Source organism: Gloeocapsopsis crepidinum LEGE 06123, assembly GCF_015207655.1.
GTDB lineage: Bacteria > Cyanobacteriota > Cyanobacteriia > Cyanobacteriales > Chroococcidiopsidaceae > Gloeocapsopsis > Gloeocapsopsis crepidinum.
The window spans coordinates 16,234-37,948 of the sequence record NZ_JADEWN010000060.1; the positions used below are offsets into that span (position 1 = coordinate 16,234).

The window sequence follows — 21,715 nt, forward strand, 5'->3', positions numbered from 1 at the left end:
AGACTTAAACTTCCAATGCAATGACTATACTAGCGTTTTGCCCTCAAAGAAATGATGATACAACAAACTCGAAATGCGTTTAAACGATTTTCTCAAATAGCATTCATCCTAACTCTAATCATTGTATTGACATTATCACTATCGGGATGTCAACCGATATCAAATACACAAGCAACCAGTATTACTAAAATAACATTTTGGCATGGTGTTAATCCGCCATCCAATCGAGACGTACTACAAAAATTAGTCGATCAATTTAATCAAGAACATCCAGATATTCAAGTAGAATCACTTTACATTGGACAAGCCGAACAACAATTACCCAAAATTTTGGCAGCAGTAGTCGGCAATGCACCACCAGATCTATTATGGTTCAACGCCACATTAACAGGTCAACTTGTAGAACTTGATGCGATTCGCCCTATCGAAGACTGGCTAACAGCATTACCCGTCAAAAATCAACTCGATCCTGCTTTATTTGAATCAATGGAGTATCAAGGACACATTTGGTCAGTACCATTTGGGACAAATAATTCAGGAGTATTTTATCGTCCTAGTTTATTTCAAGCTGCGGGAATTACAAAACTACCTGAAACTTGGGAAGAATTGCGCCAAATTGCGCGTCAGTTGACTCGCGATACCGATGGTGACAAGCGTATCGATCAACACGGGATATTTTTACCTTTAGGTAAAGGCGAATTTGCGGTATTTTTGTGGCTACCGTTTATGTGGAGTGCAGGCGGGGAGTTAGTCGCGGATACTCAACAAGCCGCAGCCGTCGATTTAGCTAATAATCAAGGCGCGATCGCTGCGTTACAATTCTGGCAAAATCTCATCGCTGATGGTTCCGCCGTGTTGTCGTTACCCGAACGCGGTTTTGAAATCGATGATTTTCTGGCTGGTAAAGTCGCAATGCAACTGACAGGACCTTGGACACTGGGACAACTCAAAAGTACTGGTGTCGATTTTGGCGTGTTTCCCATTCCAGTTGATAAGCGCCATGCTACTGGAATTGGTGGTGAAAATTTATTTGTATTCAAATCTACACCACAACGCGAACAAGCCGCACTCAAGTTTACTGAATTTGTCTTAAGCGAACAATTTCAAACTCAATGGGCAATTGGTACAGGTTACTTACCTGTGAATCTCAAAGCGCGAGAAAATGACCAATACAAAGCATTTACAGCAGAACAGCCAGCGGTGCAAGTCTTTTTAGATCAAGCACAGTATGGGCGATCGCGTCCCATTTTTCCTGGATACAGTCGCGTCTCAGAAAATATTGGTCGGGCGCTAGAAGCCGTGTTACTACGCAAGAGTTCACCTACTGAAGCCCTACAAGCCGCCCAGCAGCGATTAAACTTAATTTTTCAGTAATCTTGTTTACAGTTTAGCTGCATACAAAGCCGCGCCAACTAATCCAACTTGCGGGTTTAGCACAATATAGACTGGTACATCTTCTAAAATTGAACGCATCCGCCCTTTACTTGTAAAAGCATGAAGAAAGTTGCCTTCTTGAATGAGTGGAAGGATTTTAGGCGCAATTCCACCTGCTACATAAAGCCCATTGTAAGGCAGAAGTTTTAAGGCAAGATTCCCAGCTTCTGCACCGTAGGCTTCAACAAACATTCGTAACGTTTGTTCGCTGAGGCGATCGCGCCCTTCTAGGGCAGCCGTTGAGATTGCCGCCGCCGGATCGACACTTTTTTCACTTCCTGCTTGTTTTTCCCAGGTACTCACGATTTGAGCGATCTCAGGGGATTCTGTAGCATAAGAGCGATCGCGTAAAAACTGATAGATTGCAATAATACCTAAACCTGAAACAACCCTTTCAACCGAAACTCTTTGAATATCATGCTTATCAAGCAGATACTTCAAGAGCAAAAATTCTAACTCAGATCGCGGTGCAAAATCTGCGTGTCCGCCTTCTGAAGCGAATACATCAAACTCTTCTCCTTTTTTGATCAAAAATCCTTGTCCTAACCCAGTTCCTGCGCCAAGTACTGCAACTGGGGCTGATGATTGCGGTTTACCTGCTTGCAGCGTATATATATCTTCTTCCTTTAAGCCTAAAACACCATAGCTAACTGCGGCAAAATCATTAATTAACGAAATTGGTGCAATTTTTAATTCTTGTTCTAGACGTTGTGAATCGAGAAACCACGCCAGATTCGTCAGTTTTACAGTATTGTTGACGACGGGACCTGCGATCGCAAAACACGCTTTTTGTGGCATTGTATCTTTACCAGTTTTCTCTGCTGCGGTAGCAAGAAAATGCCGGACAATTGGTACTAAATCTGTATAATTGCGGCTACTGTAGCGTTCTTCATACAGCGTTTGGATCTTGCCTATTTCTGGCTGCTGCACTAAGCGCAAAATCGTTTTAGTTCCACCAATATCGCCCGCTAATAGTAATCTCATGTTTCCTCTGCACTGCTCTTTTTAGAGCATATAGGCAGGCGAGATACCTGCGCTAGTATGACTTTTTAGTTAAACCGAATGACTTCTTCAACTTTGCTTAAATGAGATGTATCTCCTGCTAATTCTAGTAACCAGTCTGGCTCTTGACGTACAACTTTGACTAAACTGCACAAAGATGCTTTGACTTGATCTTTCGCACTTGCACCGACAAGCCCCACAGCACCACCCAACACTGATGCACCGTGTCCTACTAATAGAATATCTTCTGAAAAGAACTCATCAGCAAGAATTGTTGTGGTTTTCCCTGCACGTACTAGCATTTCGGCGTGAGTTTCAGGATATTCTGGGGTAATGCGCGAAGTATAGCTCAGATCAATTCGCGGATATAGTTTAGTTAATGCCTCAATTGATAATTTTTCAGGCATTTCTGGAAACCAAGCAGGATTTAACCATTCACTCAAGCCCGCCTCTAATTTGATTGGTAAATCTAAAGCTTCAGCGATTTGGTTTGCTGTTTGCACTGTACGCAAGAATGGAGAAGCAAAAATATGGGCAATGTTTTCCGATTTCAAGCGTTGTCCTAATTGATAAGCCTGTACCACTCCATCATCCGAAAGCGGCGGGTCGAAGCGTCTTTCGGCAGTATTGAACCACTCTGGGTTAACAAAGTCAATGCGGTTTCCGTGTCGCGCAATCCAGACAATTTGACTCATGCAATAAAATCTCTCGTATGCTCCAATCGTTACTGTAGCGAAGACAAACGTACTAGGAGTGTTCCTGCTGATAAAATTGGTAAATTACTGCCTGCAAAATCTTGAGTATCACGCGTAACAATAGCATCTAAATTTTCTGATATCGCACACGCTAACTGAATTGCATCCTCATGCATCAGCTATCTGGGATGATATGGCAGCTTCTAAAATATTCTGGTCAACTGTACAGACTTACATCAGTACCAATAATTCAGCGATATCTTGTTTTGCTAATGCGATGCCTTTACTTTTTCTAGCAATGTAAAAAATATCAGTTAAAGTTGTTGCTGTAACATAACCTTGAAGCTGCTTAGATTCAATAGCGTTCAGTAAAGCTTTAGCATCTATAAAAAAAGGTTCGCGTAGTAATAGAGCATCTAAAATGATATTTGTATCTACTAAAACACGTATTAAAGGTACTTCTCCTTTAAACGGTTTTCTAAGATCGCATCAATTTCTTTGTCAGTTGGAGGTGGTGTATCAGTCTTTAGAGAGCCAGCCAATCGCTCTACAATTCCCTCGGTAGGTTCTGGGCGCGGTCTTAGTTCGTTACTTAAAGATCGCACGATCGCTTCTACTAATAACAGGCGATCGCTAACTGATAATTGATAAGCTTCCTTACGTAATTCTTCCCAAGACATTGACATATTTATTACTCCTTTGAAGTGACTGGTGACTAGCAGCTAGACAATTACCGATTACCCACAATATTTTAGTGATTCAACTGAGATAGTATTAGTCCATCATTAAGGCAATTTACTATTTATAAACACGTAGTAACTGATTTCCACCTTTTTGAAATTCGTATGCAACTTGCTTAATTTCTGTTGTATAACCCTGATTTTGGAGATGAGTTATTACCGGTTCTAACCAAGGAGATATATCATTTGAGAAGTTAACAAGTAAGGGAAAAATGCGAACTTCCTTCGCTACTCGGCACAGTTCTAGAACTGATTGGAGATGAAACTCTAATGAAAATTGCTCAGAATAAGTAAATAACAAATGCGCGCATAAAGCTAAATCAAATTCCCCTGAATCAAAGGGTAAATTTGGCAACTCAGCCGTAATGTATCGCCCTGCTGCAACTCCTGTAGGGAAGTCATCAAGAAACTGGCGCATCGCCGCCATTCTAATTTTCCCTAATTGTTCTGGCGACTCAATATCTTGCCATACTAGATGATCGCGAGTTTCCTGAACGCCCTTGAGAATCACTGGATAAGTTTCTTGAATACGTTGGGCAATTTCCGCATGAGTAAACTGATAAATTGGGTCACAAGAAACAACCTTGTAACCCCTTTTTGTTATCTCTGCATTAAAACTTGCAGGACCACCAGCACAATCAAGAATTCTTAATTTAAAATCGTCAAGTGTCAAACCAAACATCTTGATATAGTCTGGTAAAGATCGTCCCCAAGGAACAACATTCTCTAATTGAAAACTCACAATTCCTCTATTTAATTCAAACTTATACTGAAGTCATCACCTGCGGCAAAACTTGATTTAGCTTACCGCTACGATAGCCCTCCAAGTCCAATGTGACATACACAAAGCCAAACTCCTGAAACGCCCCTACTAGCGTCTGTAAATCGGTTGTTAAGATAAATTCCTTAATCTTCTCTGGCGGTAACTCAATACGCGCCGTATCGCCCTCAGAACGAACGCGGAGATTTTGCAAACCTAATTTCCGCAGATACATTTCCGCCCTACCTACGCGTTGCAACTTAGCCACTGTAATTTCTTCGCCGTAAGGAAAACGCGAACTTAAACAGGGTTGCGCGGGTTTATCCCACCACGGTAAACCTAAGTGTTGCGACATTTGACGAACTTCAGCTTTGGTCATACCAACTTCAGCTAGAGGCGATCGCACGCCACGTTCTTTTGCAGCTTGAATTCCTGGGCGATAATCGCGCAAGTCATCAGCATTCACACCATCCACAATATAGGGATATCCCATTTGTTGTGCTAGCGGTTTAAGTGTGTCGTGTAATTCACTTTTGCAGAAGTAGCAGCGATTTACTGGGTTGGCTGTGTAGTTAGGATTATCCATTTCATGTGTTTGGATAATCTGATGTGTGATACCAATTTGTACAGCTTGGATTTTGGCGTCTTCCAACTCTTCAGGTAACAGTGATGGAGATACCGCTGTCATTGCCAAAGCGCGATCGCCTAAAACATCAAAAGCAATCTTAGCAACTAAGGTACTATCAACTCCCCCAGAGTAGGCAATTAAAGCCTGTTCCATGTCTTGAAATAATGCTTGTAGTTGCGCTAGTTTTGTCTCCAGCATTTTTGTTCATCACTCACAATTTGTCCTTAGATCCATTGTAGAGAGAGTGGCGCTTTGGCTAGTTACTCGTTAGGAGTGTTGAGTGTTGAGTTATAAAAATTCTTTTAATTCAAAACGTGCTAAGGCACCGCTACGCTAACAGAATTCAAAACTTAGAACTTCGCGAAGCGGTAAGTGGAGTGTGAAGCAACTACCGCGCCTTAATTCTGACTGTACGGTAATATCGCCACCGTGGAGTTGTGCAAGCTTACGTGATAAAGCTAAGCCTAAGCCCGTACCTTCATACTTACGATCCAAGCCGCTATCTAACTGCTGAAAAGGTTGAAATAATTTGGCTAAATCTTCTTGGGAAATACCAATACCTGTATCAACTACAGCAAACTGAATTTCTGTTGATGTTTGGGCGATATCTAAAGTTACCGTTCCGAAGTCAGTAAATTTAATTGCGTTTGCTAAAAGATTAACTAAAATTTGCTTTAAACGGCGTTTGTCAGCAATACAGCTAGTAACATCTGGTGCAATTTGTAATTTGAGTTGTAATCCCTGTGCTTGAGCGCGTTCTTGTAACATTGATATACAGGCGTCGGCAACTTCTGCTACAAAAATTTGTTCTAATTGTAGTTCTTCTCTTGCTGTTTCAATTTTAGTTAAATCTAACAAATCATTAATAAGTTCTAATAAGTGCTTTCCGGAAGCAGAAATTAGTTCTAAATATTGCATTTGTTTATCATTTAATATACCAAAAACTTGTTCTATAAGGACACTAGAAAAACCTAATATTCCTGTAAGTGGCGTACGTAATTCATGACTCATATTACTTAAAAACTCAGTTTTTGCACGATTAGCCGCTTCTGAAAGTTGTTTTTCGTGTTCTAGTTCTTGGGTACGTTGCTGTACAATTTCTTCTAACGATTCATAACTGCGGGCATTATAAAGTGCGATCGCAGCTTGTTCAGCAATGCGCTGTAATAAGTTAATTTCTTCAGACGTAAAAGTACGATATGTAGTTGTTGTCTGTAGTGATAAACCACCAAATAGCTGATCGCGCACAAAAATCGGTACACTCAGTACAGAAAGAGTTTGAGCTTGTTCAATTTGCTGTAAACGTGCTGGTGTTGATGGCTCCTGAGCATAATTAGGAGCATGAAAGAAATGGCGGCAAAAAAAATCAGAATCGGGATCGAGTAAGTCAGGCCAATCGGCAATTGGTGCGGTAAAATCTCGCATAGAGATAACCTCTTCATGCATCCGCCATTCGTTGAGCACTTGAATTTGCCTATTCGTAAAAGCAAAGATGACAACGCGATCAACCGCGAAGTATTCTCCTGTAAGTTGGACAATTTGACATAAAACACCTTGCGGATCGAGACTAGAGTTAAGGGTACGACTAATTTGATTGAGCGATCGCTCTTGTAGTGCTTGTCGTTCAATGCGCTCAAAAAGTCGGGCTTGTTGCATGGCGATCGCAACGATACTAGCTACTTGCTCAGCAACTTCTTTTAGCTTGGTAGGAAAATTACCCAAAGAAGCTTTCGCTAAATTAAGCGAACCAATCAGTTCTCCTTGAGCAATTAAGGGAATGTTTATGTATGCACGTACCTGATTTCCTAACAATAATGCTGCCGCTGTTGGCATTTCTGACGCTAGCGTTTCCTGGACAACATTCATCTCGCCACGTTGTAAATTTTCAAGCTTGCCAAATGCTGCGAGAGGTAAACAGATCTCTGGTACAAGAGTTTCGCTATCAGTGCGGATAGCCAGCAGAGTAAACTCATTTTTTTCAAAATCAAACATTGCTAGACTGATCCGCGTACAAGGTATGATCTGAGCAATTTGTGCAACTGCAGCTGCTGCGATATCACTTAGCGATCGGGTTGCTAAAATCGCTTGGTCAAGTTCGTGTAAAATTTTTAGGCGTTGAGCAGAATAATTAAGTTCTGTTTCTGCTTGCCTCCGCTGTGTGGCAAAACCTCCTAATAAAATACCAGTCAGTGAAATCGCCATCATGCCAAATTGCAAGGCAAAAATATTGGAATTACCCAGCTTTGCCTGAATTAAAATAGCGACACCAATATTGATAAACAATACTGCTGCTGCTGCTCTTTCAAAACCATGCCGAATTGCGATCCAGATTAACGGCATAAACACAAAATAACTGTAATCTAGACTTTGTCCACGTTGTGCTCCGTAAGCTGCCCAAATTGCAACAGACAGCATAGCTATTTCTAACAGCAACTGGGGACGTTGTTTCGGTGTCAAAGGTATTAAAGGAGGCTCTACCGCTGGTGCTTCTTGCTCTTTGTAAGTCCAAATCCAAGGTAACTGACGCAGCAAGATTACAAGAAACGGTGTGAGCATTGCAATTCCTGTCGCTGCTCCCGCCCAGGAGTGCAACGTGTATGTTAACCAACCTGATAAAGGGATTACTCCCAGCACAACAATGTTTAATGTTTGCAACGCACCAACGACTAGAGGCGTTACTATGGTCATGACGACAATAAACCACATCACATCGCGCAAGGTGCGTAAGCGCGGGTTGATTTTAATTATTCGCAGCAATAAAGCACAGCCACCACCATAACCAAATGTTGTGGCTAAGTTAAAAAGTAACAGCGTATTAAAGCCTAAATCGTGACTCGTAATTAGGTATTCATGTACGAGTGTATTTAAAAATAATGCAGGAAGATAACGTAGTCCAAATACTAAAAGGACCGCGACATCTAACCCTACAGGTGGATACCAAACAAAAATTTCTGGTGCAGTCGTAAAGAATAATGCAATTTCATCGAATGCTGCCCAAATTATCAGATATGCTTGAAGCATTCCTAAATAACGCAGCGGTTGGGGAATGCGTTGCTGCAATCGCAGGAGTGCCCTAGAAATCTTTGAACTAAGGGTGCTTGTTGTCGTCATGAATCTCTGTGTACTCCCTGAGCTTTGGTCGCTAGCTCGATTAATTTATCTGCGGGGAGTGAGGCAAGATTAAGGTAAAGCAACTACCACTTCCAAGCTGCGACTGTACTGTGATATCACCACCGTGCAGTCGTGCAAGTTTGCGCGATAAAGCTAAACCTAAGCCAGTACCTTCGTATTTGCGATCGAGTCCACTATCTAGTTGCTGAAATGGTTGAAATAAAGTTTCTTGATCGGGAGGAGAAATGCCAATACCAGTATCAATAACAGAAAATAAAATTGCCACTTCAGTCTGTTCAACTTTTAAGGTTATTGAACCAACTTCTGTAAACTTAAAAGCATTAGAAAGCAGGTTGACTAAAATCTGTTTTAAACGTCTTTGATCGGCAATGCAAGTATGGATATCTGAGGCGATCGCAAACTTCAGTTGTAGTTCTGGTAATTGGTTTTCTGTAAATAAAGCTAAACAGTCTTGACATACTTTTAACACTTGAATTTCTTCTAAAGCTAGTTCTTCTTTCCCTGCTTCAATTTTTGTTAAATCTAAAAGATCGTTAATTAATTCTAATAAGTGTTTACCACAGGTATGAATACCGGCAATGTATTGTTTTTGCTTAGCATTTAAACTACCAAAAATCTCTTCTATTAAAATACTTGAAAAACCTAAAATTCCAGTTAAAGGAGTTCGTAACTCATGACTCATATTACTTAAGAATTCACTTTTTGCCCGATTTGCTGCATCAGAAAGCAGTTTTTCTGCTTCTAGCTCCTGAGTTCGTTTTTTGACCAGTTCTTCAAGTAGTTCATAACTTTGAGCATTGTACAAGGCGATCGCTGCCTTATCGGCAATTCGTTGAAGTAAACTAATCTCCTCTTCAGAAAAATGCACTCGCGTCATGGCGTGTACGGCTAAACCACCAAAAAATTCATCTCTAATGAAAATTGGTACGCTTAACACTGTTAGGTGTGGAACAGTCTTGACGATATCTACTTCTTTTGACGTTGCACGAATTTTCTCCATGTGTGGAGCATAAAAAACCTTATAAGGAGAAAAATCAATAGCTGCGATCCACTCAGCTAAAGGAGTAGTATAACCTAATAAAGAACAAATTTCTGCTGAAGAACGCCATTCTCGCGTGATTTTGATTTGCTGATTTTCTACAGCATAAATCATGACTCGGTCAACCGCAAAACATTCTCCTGTGAGTCGCACAATTTCTTGTAAGATATATTCAGGATCGAGACTAGAATTTATTGAGCGAGAAATTTGATTGAGTGTTTTTTCCCATTGAGTTTGTTGCTGCAGTTGGTGAAAAAGTTGTGCTTGATGAATCGCGATCGCACACTGATTGCTAATAGCTTGCAGTAGAGAGATTTCATCAGAATTCCATACGCGATCGCGATCGCATTGATGGAGGACAATTCCTCCTAAAAGTGTTTGTTGGTATAACAAAGGCGCAATTAAAACAGAATTTAAACTCCAGTTTCTCACAAGTTCTTGTAATGCTACTGGAATATGAGAATCAGTACGACTAATAATTATGATTTCTCCTTGTTGAAAGGCTTCTTGATAGTGAGGATAGATAAAACATTTAACACCTATGCAATCTTCTCGATTCAACGTTGCTGCACTGACATGATTAACCCACATTTCTTGTTGAGCATCAGGCTGAGAAATGAAGCATCGACTGGGATTTAAAGCATCATGTAGTGCATCTACAGTAGATTTAAGGACTTCATCAAGTATCAAAGTTTCGCGCATTGCTTGCACAATACTGTTGATAATTGCTTGTTGCTGTGCTTGTTGCTGAATACAAACGATTGATGCTTGTTGCTGACGACGCAAAGCAAATTCTGCTAGCGATCGCTGAAGTACCATTGGTAAGCGAAACAACCGTTCTTTCAAGACATAGTCAGTCATTCCTGCTTTAATGCATTCAACTGCAGCTTCTTCTCCCAAACTACCCGTAACTAAAATTAACGGAATTTCTTGTGTTGATTGCTGCAATAACTGCAATACTTGATATGCCGTGAATTGTGGTAAGCGATAATCTGCTAATACAGCATCATATTGCTTCGTTTGTAATAGTTGCTCGCAGTGTATTAAGTTATCAACTGCATCGTAAGTAAACTGGATCTCTGCTGTTTCTAGAGCGATTACCATTAACTCGACATCTGCTAACACATCCTCTACAATCAGCAGTTTTAGACTAGGTTCTCCTTTTTGCTTTTGCACAGGCTGAGATTGAGCGCAATTAAAAACGTTGATCATGCCTCTAAAATTCAGGTGGTAGCAGTGGCTTTTTGAGTAAAACCCAACACAAGCCAATTTGACGAACTATACTGATAAATTTTTCAAATCCAAGAGGTTTGGTAACACACTCACTAACTCCTAGAGCGTAACAAGCATTTAAGTCTTTGTCATCTTGAGAAGACGCTAAGACAACTACGGCAATATCGCGAGTGCGAGGATGAGCGCGAATTGCTTGTAAAACTTGAATTCCACTAATTTTTGGTAGTTTGAGATCTAATAAGATCAGATCAGGTAAAGGACAATTTGGCAAACTACCTTCTGTTCCTAATAAGTATTGTAGTGCTTGTTCACCGTCATCTAAAATATCAATTTGATTCACAAAATGATAGCTTTCTAAAGCTAGTTGAAAAAGCTCAACATTCAAAGGTTCATCTTCTACAAGAAGAATCCGAGATGGCTCAACTTCCACAATAATCTAGTCCTCAACCACTTGCCCGAGTTTAAAATAAAAAGTAGTTCCTTGATTCGGTTGACTATCAACCCAAATTGTGCCTCCGTGTCGATGGATAATGCGCTGTACGATTGCTAAACCAATCCCTGTGCCTGTAAACTCCCTTTGCGAATGTAGGCGTTGAAAAGCACTAAAGAGCTGATCGGCATATTCCATTTGAAACCCAACACCGTTATCTTTAACAAACAAAGTACGATCTGATAAAGAACCAATTTGGATAATTGCTGGCTGTGCATCACGACTGAATTTAACAGCGTTATCAATTAAATTAATAAAGATCTGTTGAATCAATGTTGGATCTCCTCTCACTGTAGGCAAGCGATCCACCTTAAACTCCATAGCACGGCTGGGGGAATCCTCAACTTGGCTCATTACTAAAGAAATTGCAGTTTCTACTAACGTATAAAGCTCGACAGGTTGCTCTACTAATTGCTTTCTACCTACGCGAGAAAGTGTCAGTAAGCCATCAATTAACATCGTCATTCGTTCGCTACTACTTTGGATAGCTTCGATATAACGATTAACTTTGACATCAGCGGTGCGATCGCGTTCTAGTTGCTGTGCTAGCGCCTCCGCAAAACCAGTAATGTGCCGTAAAGGAGCACGTAAGTCATGAGAGATTGAATAGCAAAATGATTCAAGTTCTTGGTTCGTTGCTGCTAGTTGGGCAGTTCGTTCTTGCACTTGTTGCTCTAACGTAACATTCATCTGGCTGAGTGCAGCTTCAGCTTGCTTGCGCTCAGTAATGTCCAAGATACTACCTACAACACGCACTGCGTTGCCATTGGTATTGCGGACAATCAATCCTTTTTCCCAGACATAAATGTACTGACGATCTCGATTACGGATGCGATATTCCAAAGAGAAATCAGTACAAGCACTTTTCAGAACTTGTGCAATGTAGTTGCGAACATACTTTTGCTCGTCAGGATGAATGCGTTCAAACCACCAATCGTCAGTAGAATCAGCTTCTGTTGTACTGTAGCCAAGAACATCAAATAGCCCTTGGGTTCTAGTAATTGTCTTTTTAGTCAGATCCCAGTCGTAGATGATCGCGTTAACGGCTGCTGTCGCAAGTTGAAAGCGCTCGTTTGCTTGTTTAAGCTCTTGCTCAACTTGATTGCGTTGTGCAATCTGGCTGGATAGCGATCTTGTCATGCTATTGAACGTATTAGCAAGCTGTCGCATTTCCTGGGGAATATGTTCTAAGGTCATACGGGCTGTGAAATCCCCACCCGCCAAGCGATTAATTGTATATGTGAACCGTCTAATCCAGTGCAGAATAAACACATTACTCCCAATCCACAAAATTGCGATCGCACCAGCAGTAATCATGGCTAGCCCCAGTAGATTGCGTTGTAAATTCCGCTCAGCAATAGCAAACAGAGCCTTTTCAGAAAGCCCAATACCCATATAAGCGTTAACTTGCGGTAAGTCACTCAAGCTACTAAAGGCATACAAACGAGGAATTCTATCGACATCAACAATCTCCACCACGCCGTTACCTTGTGCCAAAATTTTTTGAATGATTGGCAAGTTAGGTGCTTTGCCTACCCATTCGGATCTGGGATAGTGCGCAAGAACGATACCTTTGAAGTCAACAATAATTAAAGAAGTACTAGGTGGTAGTTTAATTTGAGCAATGAATTGGTTTAGCCACGCTAAATCCAAGGAGGCAAAAACAACTGATTCTACTTGTCGATCTGTCGTATTAATGACAGGATAGCCAAAAACAATGACTGGCTTACGAGTCATGCGACCAATTTGATAATCACTCACAGATAACTGCTGTTTTTGAATAGCATTTCGCATCCAAGAGCGATCTGCAAGGTTAACGTTTTGGCTGGGAGTAGAACTGCACGACACGTTACCACTGCGTTGTACAACTCCCAAAGATGCATAACGCGGGTACTGTTGCTGTAAACTTTTCAATAGAGTGCTACAAATCCTATTACTACTTTGAATTTGAGGTAGCTGTGCTAAAATTGCGAGCAACTGCTGGGTGTCGGTAATGACTTGTTGATGATGAGTACTGACAACCCGTGTTAACAATACGGCTTGTTCCCGTATGTAAGCCTTGCGTAACTGCAGTTCTTTCGTGTAAGCATAAAGCGTGAGTCCTAACCCTGGTAAAACAGCAAGGAGGACAAGACAGTTAAGGCGGGTACGAAGACTATTAAAATGACGTGACATGGAATATCTAGTCTAGGTAGGAGATTAGTCCCCACACTAGCGTTCGGCTTTCTCCACAAAATATCAGTGATTTGGATCACTGTACTTGTCTACTAAGCTTGCCAAAGCCTGCAGATCAATTGGTTTAGAAATATAATCAATTGCTCCTGCGGCTAGACAAGTTTCGCGATCGCCTTTCATTGCCATTGCGGTTTGAGCAATTACGGGAATCTGACAATACTCCTCATTGGCTTGTAGTTGTTGGACTAAGGTTAGTCCATCCACATCAGGTAAATGAACATCCATCAAAATAACTGTTGGTTTCTTTTTTGGCAATGCTTCCCACATCTGTGCAGCGCTATTTACCCAAATAACTTGGTGTCCTAACTTCCGCAAGTACGTCGTCATCAACTTAGCGTTGTGAAAGTTATCTTCTACCAACATCACAGTAGCAACTTTGGACGCCGGAATTTGAGGAGCAGTTGTTTTTACAGATACTCGCGACTCGCCTTCTGAAGAATTGCGATCGCCTTTTTGTACCTCGGCTGCAGTGTTAGCAACTGCTGCTGTTAAAGGAAGAACAATTGTAAATTTTGAACCGCGATTTACTCTTGATTGGACTTCTACCCAACCACCATGAAGTTGTGCGAGTTTCTGTGTCAAAGCTAACCCTAAACCTGTTCCTTCTTGACGCCCAGCAACGACGTTAGAAATTTGAACGTAAGGCTGAAATAGTTGCGACTGCTTCTCTTGGGCAATTCCTGTACCTGTATCCCATACTGTAAAGTGGATAAATACACCTTTTTGTTGAACCTGTAAGCCGACTGCACCTTTGTTGGTAAACTTGAGGGCATTGGAAAGCAGATTAAACAGCATCTGTTTTAAACGCAACGAATCTGCCACCAAGGTAGTAGCGTTAGGATCAATATCTAGTTGCAGTTGTAGATTTTTGTCACTGGCTTTTTCTTTGACTAAACCAATTGCACTACGGCAAAGCTCAGGAATATTGACAGTTTCTTTGGCAATTTCTAGCTGATTTGCCTCAATTTTGGATAAATCTAAAATATCATTGATTAATGCTAAAAGGTGTTGACCGCTAGTCAGAATAATGTTGAGATACTCTTGATGTCTATGATTTTCTGGATTGTATCCTTGTGCTTTTAAAAGATGTGTAAAACCAAGAATTGAACTGAGAGGAGTACGAATTTCATGACTTGTATTTGCTAAAAATTCACTTTTTAACTTGTTAGTCCGCGACAGATCGCGATTTTGAATTTCTAATTGTTGATATTTAACGGTTAGTGCTTGTAATTGCTGCAATTGTACAATAGCTTGCATAGTTGCATTCAGCGATCGCTCAATCAATTGCGGCTGAAGTTGTCTTTTTAACTTTTCTGTAAACGTTGCATTAATTGGTAACGCTGCTGTAGCGATCGTCACCCAAGCAAGAACTCCTCGCTCATCTTGTAACACCCATGCAGATTTGGGCTTTTGATTCTGAAGTTTTTGTAAATCTTGAAGTGAGATGACTTGTTCTAGTTGCCAAAATTTGTGTTGTTTGCTTGATACTCCTGTGGATTGCTCCAATTGTGTTGTAGCATCTATCGGTAAGGCAGTATAGCAAATTTGATAGTCTAGTTCAGTCAGTACCACAAGATCGTCAGTGTTATGAGTAACAGCAAGTGGCGATAAGCCCTTAGGAAGTGCGATCGCGACTTTGTTTGTTTTGAAAGAAACGCTAAGTTGACGTACAAGTGTTTGAAAAACTTCAGATTCCAACTCTTGTAAAGATTGTTGACTATTCCTAGCTCGAGCTAAGCAGCTATTAATTCGACTTTGTAACTCGTTTAAACTACGTTCTAGCCACAAATCAGCAAGCAACTGCTGAAATTGCAGCACCTCTGAACTAGCAACCTTTTCTTCAATAGGTGTTGCGTCCACTTGTATTCCTTCTAGTAGTACTAAACTGCCGCATAAAGCTTTAAGCCATTCAAAGAAGCTCAATTAGTGAGTACGCATCAGGTTGAAACACCATCATGATTTAACTCAATCAGCAAAGCAAACCCTTCATAATTATGTATTCCCCAAATTTCCCCAATTGAATCATCTGAATGCTTTTTCTTTAACTTACTTAAGCTTCAGTGACTTGAGTGAGAAGGAAATTTTCTATTTATTGTTATCTATGTTTCACAAGAAAGTTGTGATATGAAACCAAACCAGATGAGTAGGCTGACCAAATTAAATATTGAGACGCGGGGTAGGCATCTTGCCTGCCTCCATGTGATTCATGATACAACCATAGATTATTGTTGTCCCCTTAAGTACAATTCATACTCGACTCGCAAATTAATCAAATGGACGTACAACAAGCCCAACTTATCGTCAATGGAATTGCAGTAGGTAGCATCATTGCTTTAGCTGCAGTAGGATTAACACTAACCTATGGAATACTGCGTTTGGCAAATTTTGCTCACGGAGATTTTATGACGCTGGGAGCTTATCTCACGCTCGTTATTAACACCGTAGGAGTGAATATTTGGCTTTCTATCTTCATCGGAGCAATTGGTACTATAGCCGCGATGCTACTAGCAGAAAAGCTACTTTGGTCGCGAATGCGTACTTATCGTGCGACTTCTACAACACTGATTATTCTCTCAATTGGACTTGCACTTTTCGTGCGCTATGGCATTGTCTTTGTTTGGGGTGGTAGCAATCAAGCTTACAATCTGCCTATTTCTCCTGCAAGAGATATTTTTGGTCTTAAAGTTCCTCAAAATCAAATTATTGTGCTTGGTTTAGCAGTGCTAGTCATTTTGGCATTGCACTACTTATTGCAGAATACAAAAGTTGGTAAAGCAATGCGTGCGGTTGCTGATGACATCGATCTTGCCCGAGTCTCTGGTATCAATGTTGACCAAGTTGTGGTTTGGACTTGGGTGATTGCTGGCAGTTTAACGGCATTAGGCGGTAGTATGTATGGCTTGATTACCGCAGTACGCCCTAACATGGGCTGGTTTCTTATTTTACCAATGTTTGCTTCTGTAATTTTAGGGGGAATTGGTAATCCATATGGTGCGATCGCTGCTGCTTTTATTATTGGTATTTCCCAAGAAGTCAGCACGCCTTTTCTCGGTTCCCAGTACAAACAAGGAGTAGCACTTTTAATTATGATTCTGGTGCTACTGATTCGTCCCAAAGGTCTATTTAGAGGAACCATCTGAATGTATGAGGTTAGGGGTTAAGCGCTAGCGGAAAGACAATTCCTCTAACACCTAACAACGCTAGTTTACGGTAATGACACTCACCTGAGATCCAACTAGCTCCCTAATCCTCAAAATTTAAGTAGACTAAGGATTAATGACGCGGAAATAAATTGCAGCGATTAAGAAGTTGCCCGCTAGTAAGATAAGGGAAATGATAGTCCGATATGGATAGGGAGGATTACCTGTCTTAATCGTGGCATCTTTGGTAGCTTGAGCAGTCATAAGATTCAACTCCTAATGTTGTAACTTACTAAGAAATACCAAACATTGGTTTCTTTGAGTACATTTCTCTAGAAATATTTTTAAAGGGACGAGGAGTGAGTAGCTAGTGAAAGAGTTTTGAGTTGAATCTTCTCATTGAGAACTCAACACTGAGAACTCATAACTCCCCCAGCTTCCTCAGTCTCTACCCATCAACTCTCTTCTCCAGCATGATATGAACTGCGTACTAAAGGGCCAGAACGAACGTGTGTAAACCCGATTTCACGAGCGATCGCGCCTAAATGCTCAAATTCTTCAGGTGTCCAGTATTTTTGCACTGGGAGGTGTTCTAAAGAAGGGCGCAGATATTGACCAATGGTGAGGCGATCGCACTCTAATGCGCGCAAGTCTGTCATGGTTTCTATCACTTCAGCTTCAGTTTCGCCGTGTCCTAGCATTATTCCGGATTTTGTAGGAATACTCGCATCAATTTCTTTAACAATTTGGAGAACTTGCAGCGATCGCTCATACTTGGCGCCACGGCGTACAGGTCCTTGTAAGCGACGGACTGTCTCGATATTGTGGTTATAACACGTCGGTTTTGCCTTGACGACTGTAGCAATGCGATCGCGTTGTCCTGCTTCTTGGGAATGACCGCCCCAAAAATCTGCTGTTAGCACTTCAATTTGTGTCTCAGGGTTATCTTCACGAATTGCTTCCATTGTTTTGACAAACCAACTTGCACCTTGATCGGGTAAATCATCACGTGCTACTGAAGTAAGCACTACATAACGCAATCCTAATAACTGTACAGATTCTGCTACCTTGCGCGGTTCGTCTGGATCTAATGGCATTGGTGCATGACCTTTATCTACTTGACAAAAAGCACAGGCTCTAGTGCAAACTGGTCCCATCAAGAGAAAAGATGCTGTTTTCTGAGCATAACACTCACCGCGATTAGGACAGCGACCTTCTTCGCAAATAGTATGAATTTGACGTTGCTTGATAATTTTTTGAACTGTCGATATTTCACTCGCTTTTCCGATCGAACGGCGTACCCATGTTGGTACTGTAAGCTCAAGATTGCGTTTAGAAGCAAACTTAGTCATAAGCTAAAATTTAGCAACTTAGTTTAAGTAATCTCCTACACAACTAGGTTATCTCCGAAATGTTGCTTGCGACCTACAGCTATACATGACTAATGCTGCATTTTTCAGTAGACAAGTTTGCAGATTTAAATCAAGTGTACTCATGACTACCGTAGTTTTACTTAAATCATCAATTTGCTGAAAATAGCCTTAGTGTAGTTATCAGTAAAATTTCCCTTGGACTGAGATCGGTAGCAGCGTTAATTTTATTCTATAAGGTTATCGTTATAAATTATAGGAGAAATGTCATCCTGGCAACTTCTATATTCCAAGGTTATCACTGTTAAGCACAAGCAACAAATAGGGACAAGTACACAAATTATTAATCTACTTTCCTAGTATTAGCAAAAAAACGCTGATAGTATTTATCATTCGTTGTTTGAATACCGTGTAATTGTAATTACATGGAAAGTTTATTATGCATTAATTTTATTTTAAGGGAGTCGTCGCTGTGGCAAGTAATAAAATACTCGTTATTGATGATAGCCGAGTTATCAGAGCACGAGTTAAAGAAATGTTACCCCCTGGCAATTTTGAGATTTTAGAAGCCAGGGATGGTGTTGAAGGAATAAAACTCATATCTCAAGAATCTCTCAGCTTAATCATGCTAGATTTTCTTTTACCAAAACTGAGTGGATGGGAAGTTTTTCAACAAATTCAACAAAATAATACTTGGCAAAAAATCCCTCTTGTTTTAATGTCTGGGCGTAAGGAAGAAGTCATAGAGAAAATTCAGGAACCTTTTGAATATTTTGAGTTTGTCTCTAAGCCTTTTGAACAAAAAGAATTAATTGCAGCAATTAAGTCAGCAATGTACAAAGCAAAGCTGCCACGTAAATCAGTTACTAGCAATACTACTGTTATACAAGCTCCTCTAGAAGATACAAATACAAGTGAGCTGGAAATCTTAACTGAAAAAGTTACAAAAATGCAAGCAGAAATTAATCAGTTAAAAAAACAAATGACACAACTAGTATCCTGGCTACATCAGCGTGCTAGCTAGCCTTAAGTGCTTATTCTGAGTTTTTACTTAATTGTCTGCTCAATAGCTACAGTCTTTGCTGTAGCTTCTGACTTAAGTGCTTAAATCAAATGGCTCAAACTTTACTCAGTTGTAGATAACTACATTTGGTCATGCCAATTTATCAATTGTTTTGACATCATTTTTGCACACAGAGATAACGTGTCGCATGACTGCGCATACAACCTATTCAGAAAAAGCTAGACTCTAGAGCATTTAATAATGTTCGCCGAACAGTCGCTAAATACCGTAAGCTTGCAGGAATCCCACCCACTCACATCCATCGTCATCATAAGAATTGCAGACTCCCTCGACTCCCTAAACGAAGTGTGACGAACCCACACTCTTAAGTTCGAGTTTTTATCTCTAGAATTGGGGAACGGGGCGAATCCAGGATTTAGGATGAGAAAGACGATTTATACATATAGGTCTGTCAATATATGTCTATGAGCAGTGTTAGCAATAATTCACTGCATTCTGTCAATAGTACGATACTGAATTGCTTCAGCAACATGATGAACTTGCAAATTTTCATCGCCAGCCAAATCAGCAATCGTACGAGCAACTTTGAGGATGCGATCGCTTGCCCGTGCGGATAAGCCTAATTTTCTAATTGCGCCTTCAAGTAAAGTAGATGCAGTTGCGTCTAACTGACACCAAGTTTTCAGATGGCTACTTTGCATAGCAGCATTACAACGAATTTCTGAATCGAAGCGTTGTAGTGCGCGGTTCCGTGCAGCTTGTACTCTTTGTCGCACACTATCTGAATTTTCTCCAGTAGACTGCTGCGTAATTTCTTCTGGTTTCAAGCGATTTACAGCAACTTGTAAATCAATGCGATCCATCAATGGACCCGAAAGTTTTGCCCAATATTGCTCTCTTTGTCGTGGCGAACAGGTACATGGCTGAATTGAGTCGCCATAATAACCACACGGACAAGGATTTGTACTCGCAACCAAGGTAAACTGTGCTGGAAAAACGACGGATTGCCTCGTCCGCGATACAGTCACGTAGCCATCTTCAAGCGGCTGGCGCAAGAATTCTAAGACATCACGTTTAAATTCTGTTAGTTCATCCAAGAACAGGACACCGTGATGTGCTAGTGAAATTTCTCCAGGACGGGGAAAGCTACCACCACCGACAAGTGAGGGACCAGAAGCCGAATGATGTGGACTCCGAAATGGGCGATCGCTTACCAAAGAACCATGATTTTTTAGTAATCCAGCGACTGAGTAAATTTGTGTTGCTTCCAAAGCTTCGGCAAAACTCAACGGTGGTAGAATCCCTGGTAAACGGCGAGCTAGCATTGTTTTTCCACTCCCTGGAGGTCCTACAAAAATTAAGTTGTGTCCTCCTGCGGCGGCAATTTCTAATGCCCTGCGTGCATGAGCTTGACCTTTGACGTCTTTTAAATCTCCACTGTACGAGCGCGTCTTACTTAACTGCTGTACATTGCTCTGCACTGGCTGATAGCGCTGTGGGTTATTGAGAAAATCAGCCACCTCAGACAAGTGCTTAAAACCATAAACTGATACATCTTTTATAACTGCGGCTTCCTGAGCATTATCAACAGGAACAACTAAACCTACAATACCTAGTTTCTCAGCAGTAGCTGCGATCGGTAATACCCCAGCAATAGGGCGCAGCGAACCATCAAGAGAAACTTCACCTAGAAAAAGATAATCTCCTAAAAGCTGAGCGCTGACTTGCTCAGATGCCACTAATATACCAACACTAATTGGTAAATCAAAACTAGGACCTTCTTTACGCACATCAGCAGGCGTCAGGTTAATCACAATTTTACGCATGGGAAAAGCATATCCAGCATTCTTGAGCGCTGTTTTCACTCTTTCGCGCGATTCTTGTACTGCTGTGTCAGGTAGTCCTACAACAACAATTCCTGGTAATCCGCCAGCTACATCGATTTCTACACCCACCTTCAAAGCATCAATGCCGACAATTGATGCACTCCAAACCCGCGCTAACATCAGTACTATTTATTCCAGAACAATAACCCTTTAAAATCTCTAGCAGAATTAAACATAGATCAGTATGAGTGAAATCACAGAAACTATTTTCAGCAGAATTATTCGGCGAGAAATCCCCGCTGATATCGTTTATGAAGACGACCTAGCACTTGCTTTTAAGGATGTTAATCCGCAAGCCCCAGTACACATCCTTGTTATTCCTAAAGAACCGATTGCAAAATTAGCCGATGCTGAATCAAAAGATCATGCATTAATGGGTCATCTGCTACTAACAGCAAAGCGTGTCGCACAGCAAGCGGGGCTAGAAAATGGTTATCGTGTAGTCATTAACACTGGACTTGATGGCGGTCAAACGGTGTATCATTTACATCTCCATATTTTAGGTGGAAGGCATATGAAGTGGCCTCCTGGCTAATGTGTCAACATAACTAGCTATTAATATTAACCAGACTCCACAATTTTTTATTCGGGGCTAGCGACCCCTAGTTACGAACTCACCAAATATCTCTACATTAGCTCGCTTTGCAATCAGCTAACCGTAAAAGAACAATAAATCTTTTTCATAAGGAAAGCTTATATTTAAAAGATTTACAAATCTCAATGAAGCATTTAAGCTAAGAAATAAGGAAGTATTCCTACCCTTTTTGGGTTTAAATAACGACAAAAAGCAATCATAGTATGACAACAACTCTACAAAGACGCGAAAGCGCTTCGTTGTGGGAGAGGTTTTGCAACTGGGTAACATCAACCGACAATCGCCTATACGTAGGCTGGTTCGGAGTACTGA

General features: G+C 40.9%; 20 protein-coding genes and 1 pseudogene. 6 read left to right on the forward strand and 15 right to left on the reverse strand.

All coding sequences use genetic code 11. The annotated features are described in order from the left end of the window. The first annotated feature begins 126 nt into the window (after positions 1-126). The gene (locus IQ230_RS20090; RefSeq protein WP_228055177.1) at positions 127-1,374 is read left to right on the forward strand and encodes an ABC transporter substrate-binding protein; all 1,248 of its coding nucleotides are present in this window, start codon (positions 127-129) and stop codon (positions 1,372-1,374) included. 6 nt (positions 1,375-1,380) lie between these two features. On the opposite strand, the gene IQ230_RS20095 is transcribed toward IQ230_RS20090, so the two are convergent. The 12 genes from IQ230_RS20095 to hrmK all read right to left on the reverse strand — a co-directional run bounded on the left by IQ230_RS20095 (position 1,381) and on the right by hrmK (position 15,248). Next, positions 1,381-2,418, reverse strand: a complete 1,038-nt coding sequence (locus IQ230_RS20095) for a glucokinase (RefSeq protein ID WP_193934027.1) — start codon at positions 2,416-2,418, stop codon at positions 1,381-1,383. Between the two features lie 65 nt (positions 2,419-2,483). Further along, positions 2,484-3,131, reverse strand: a complete 648-nt coding sequence (locus IQ230_RS20100; RefSeq protein ID WP_193934028.1) for a histidine phosphatase family protein — start codon at positions 3,129-3,131, stop codon at positions 2,484-2,486. A 29-nt stretch (positions 3,132-3,160) separates the two neighbouring features. Next, positions 3,161-3,307 carry a hypothetical protein gene (locus IQ230_RS26900; protein ID WP_228055178.1) on the reverse strand — a complete coding sequence of 49 codons (147 nt, stop codon included), beginning with the start codon at positions 3,305-3,307 and terminating at the stop codon, positions 3,161-3,163. Between the two features lie 55 nt (positions 3,308-3,362). Beyond that, positions 3,363-3,581 carry a PIN domain-containing protein gene (locus tag IQ230_RS26905; RefSeq protein ID WP_322742502.1) on the reverse strand — a complete coding sequence of 73 codons (219 nt, stop codon included), beginning with the start codon at positions 3,579-3,581 and terminating at the stop codon, positions 3,363-3,365. Further along, positions 3,581-3,817 (reverse strand): hypothetical protein, encoded by a 237-nt coding sequence (locus IQ230_RS20110; RefSeq protein ID WP_228055179.1) that lies wholly within the window; start codon positions 3,815-3,817, stop codon positions 3,581-3,583. Before IQ230_RS20110 ends, IQ230_RS26905 begins: the two co-directional genes overlap by 1 nt. A 112-nt stretch (positions 3,818-3,929) precedes the next feature. Beyond that, positions 3,930-4,613 carry a class I SAM-dependent methyltransferase gene (locus IQ230_RS20115; protein ID WP_193934029.1) on the reverse strand — a complete coding sequence of 228 codons (684 nt, stop codon included), beginning with the start codon at positions 4,611-4,613 and terminating at the stop codon, positions 3,930-3,932. A 22-nt stretch (positions 4,614-4,635) separates the two neighbouring features. Continuing rightward, the gene (gene larE / locus IQ230_RS20120) at positions 4,636-5,457 is read right to left on the reverse strand and encodes an ATP-dependent sacrificial sulfur transferase LarE (RefSeq protein ID WP_193934030.1); all 822 of its coding nucleotides are present in this window, start codon (positions 5,455-5,457) and stop codon (positions 4,636-4,638) included. Positions 5,458-5,592: 135 nt separating this feature from the next. After that, positions 5,593-8,370 (reverse strand): ATP-binding protein, encoded by a 2,778-nt coding sequence (locus IQ230_RS20125; protein WP_228055180.1) that lies wholly within the window; start codon positions 8,368-8,370, stop codon positions 5,593-5,595. 40 nt (positions 8,371-8,410) lie between these two features. Beyond that, positions 8,411-10,642 (reverse strand): GAF domain-containing protein, encoded by a 2,232-nt coding sequence (locus tag IQ230_RS20130; RefSeq protein WP_193934031.1) that lies wholly within the window; start codon positions 10,640-10,642, stop codon positions 8,411-8,413. Between the two features lie 4 nt (positions 10,643-10,646). Further along, positions 10,647-11,093 carry a response regulator gene (locus tag IQ230_RS20135; protein WP_193934032.1) on the reverse strand — a complete coding sequence of 149 codons (447 nt, stop codon included), beginning with the start codon at positions 11,091-11,093 and terminating at the stop codon, positions 10,647-10,649. A gap of 6 nt (positions 11,094-11,099) precedes the next feature. After that, positions 11,100-13,328, reverse strand: coding sequence for an ATP-binding protein (locus IQ230_RS20140; protein ID WP_193934033.1), 2,229 nt, complete (start codon positions 13,326-13,328; stop codon positions 11,100-11,102). A gap of 63 nt (positions 13,329-13,391) precedes the next feature. Further along, positions 13,392-15,248, reverse strand: a complete 1,857-nt coding sequence (gene hrmK, locus IQ230_RS20145; RefSeq protein ID WP_322742501.1) for a hybrid histidine kinase/response regulator HrmK — start codon at positions 15,246-15,248, stop codon at positions 13,392-13,394. Positions 15,249-15,661: 413 nt separating this feature from the next. On the opposite strand from hrmK, the gene IQ230_RS20150 reads away from it, so the two are divergent. Continuing rightward, positions 15,662-16,528 (forward strand): branched-chain amino acid ABC transporter permease, encoded by an 867-nt coding sequence (locus IQ230_RS20150; RefSeq protein WP_193934034.1) that lies wholly within the window; start codon positions 15,662-15,664, stop codon positions 16,526-16,528. A gap of 126 nt (positions 16,529-16,654) precedes the next feature. Here the strand turns inward: IQ230_RS20150 and psaX are convergent, their stop codons facing one another. Together psaX and lipA are read right to left on the reverse strand one after the other, a co-directional pair. Continuing rightward, positions 16,655-16,792 (reverse strand): photosystem I protein PsaX, encoded by a 138-nt coding sequence (psaX, locus tag IQ230_RS20155; protein WP_099703320.1) that lies wholly within the window; start codon positions 16,790-16,792, stop codon positions 16,655-16,657. A gap of 191 nt (positions 16,793-16,983) precedes the next feature. Then, complete coding sequence (gene lipA, locus IQ230_RS20160) at positions 16,984-17,880, reverse strand: lipoyl synthase (RefSeq protein ID WP_193934035.1); 897 nt, start codon at positions 17,878-17,880, stop codon at positions 16,984-16,986. A 490-nt stretch (positions 17,881-18,370) separates the two neighbouring features. Between lipA and IQ230_RS20165 the strand changes: the two genes are divergently transcribed. After that, positions 18,371-18,922, forward strand: coding sequence for a response regulator (locus IQ230_RS20165; protein WP_193934036.1), 552 nt, complete (start codon positions 18,371-18,373; stop codon positions 18,920-18,922). A gap of 206 nt (positions 18,923-19,128) precedes the next feature. After that, positions 19,129-19,290, forward strand: a complete 162-nt coding sequence (locus IQ230_RS27970) for a hypothetical protein (RefSeq protein WP_407646691.1) — start codon at positions 19,129-19,131, stop codon at positions 19,288-19,290. Positions 19,291-19,407: 117 nt separating this feature from the next. On the opposite strand, the gene IQ230_RS20170 is transcribed toward IQ230_RS27970, so the two are convergent. After that, positions 19,408-20,928 carry a YifB family Mg chelatase-like AAA ATPase gene (locus IQ230_RS20170; protein ID WP_193934037.1) on the reverse strand — a complete coding sequence of 507 codons (1,521 nt, stop codon included), beginning with the start codon at positions 20,926-20,928 and terminating at the stop codon, positions 19,408-19,410. A gap of 73 nt (positions 20,929-21,001) precedes the next feature. On the opposite strand from IQ230_RS20170, the gene IQ230_RS20175 reads away from it, so the two are divergent. Both IQ230_RS20175 and IQ230_RS20180 read left to right on the forward strand, forming a co-directional pair. After that, complete coding sequence (locus IQ230_RS20175; RefSeq protein ID WP_322742503.1) at positions 21,002-21,343, forward strand: histidine triad nucleotide-binding protein; 342 nt, start codon at positions 21,002-21,004, stop codon at positions 21,341-21,343. A 263-nt stretch (positions 21,344-21,606) separates the two neighbouring features. Beyond that, a pseudogene (locus IQ230_RS20180) lies at positions 21,607-21,715 on the forward strand (photosystem II q(b) protein); the annotation flags it as partial.

Coding starts and splice junctions, on each gene's coding strand:
- IQ230_RS20095 (WP_193934027.1), bottom strand. CDS start 2,418: ATGAGATTACTATTAGCGGGCGATATTGGTGGAACTAAAACGATTTTG.
- IQ230_RS20100 (WP_193934028.1), bottom strand. CDS start 3,131: ATGAGTCAAATTGTCTGGATTGCGCGACACGGAAACCGCATTGACTTT.
- IQ230_RS26900 (WP_228055178.1), bottom strand. CDS start 3,307: ATGCATGAGGATGCAATTCAGTTAGCGTGTGCGATATCAGAAAATTTA.
- IQ230_RS20110 (WP_228055179.1), bottom strand. CDS start 3,817: ATGTCAATGTCTTGGGAAGAATTACGTAAGGAAGCTTATCAATTATCA.
- larE (WP_193934030.1), bottom strand. CDS start 5,457: ATGCTGGAGACAAAACTAGCGCAACTACAAGCATTATTTCAAGACATG.
- IQ230_RS20125 (WP_228055180.1), bottom strand. CDS start 8,370: ATGACGACAACAAGCACCCTTAGTTCAAAGATTTCTAGGGCACTCCTG.
- IQ230_RS20130 (WP_193934031.1), bottom strand. CDS start 10,642: ATGATCAACGTTTTTAATTGCGCTCAATCTCAGCCTGTGCAAAAGCAA.
- IQ230_RS20140 (WP_193934033.1), bottom strand. CDS start 13,328: ATGTCACGTCATTTTAATAGTCTTCGTACCCGCCTTAACTGTCTTGTC.
- IQ230_RS20150 (WP_193934034.1), top strand. CDS start 15,662: ATGGACGTACAACAAGCCCAACTTATCGTCAATGGAATTGCAGTAGGT.
- psaX (WP_099703320.1), bottom strand. CDS start 16,792: ATGACTGCTCAAGCTACCAAAGATGCCACGATTAAGACAGGTAATCCT.
- lipA (WP_193934035.1), bottom strand. CDS start 17,880: ATGACTAAGTTTGCTTCTAAACGCAATCTTGAGCTTACAGTACCAACA.
- IQ230_RS20170 (WP_193934037.1), bottom strand. CDS start 20,928: ATGTTAGCGCGGGTTTGGAGTGCATCAATTGTCGGCATTGATGCTTTG.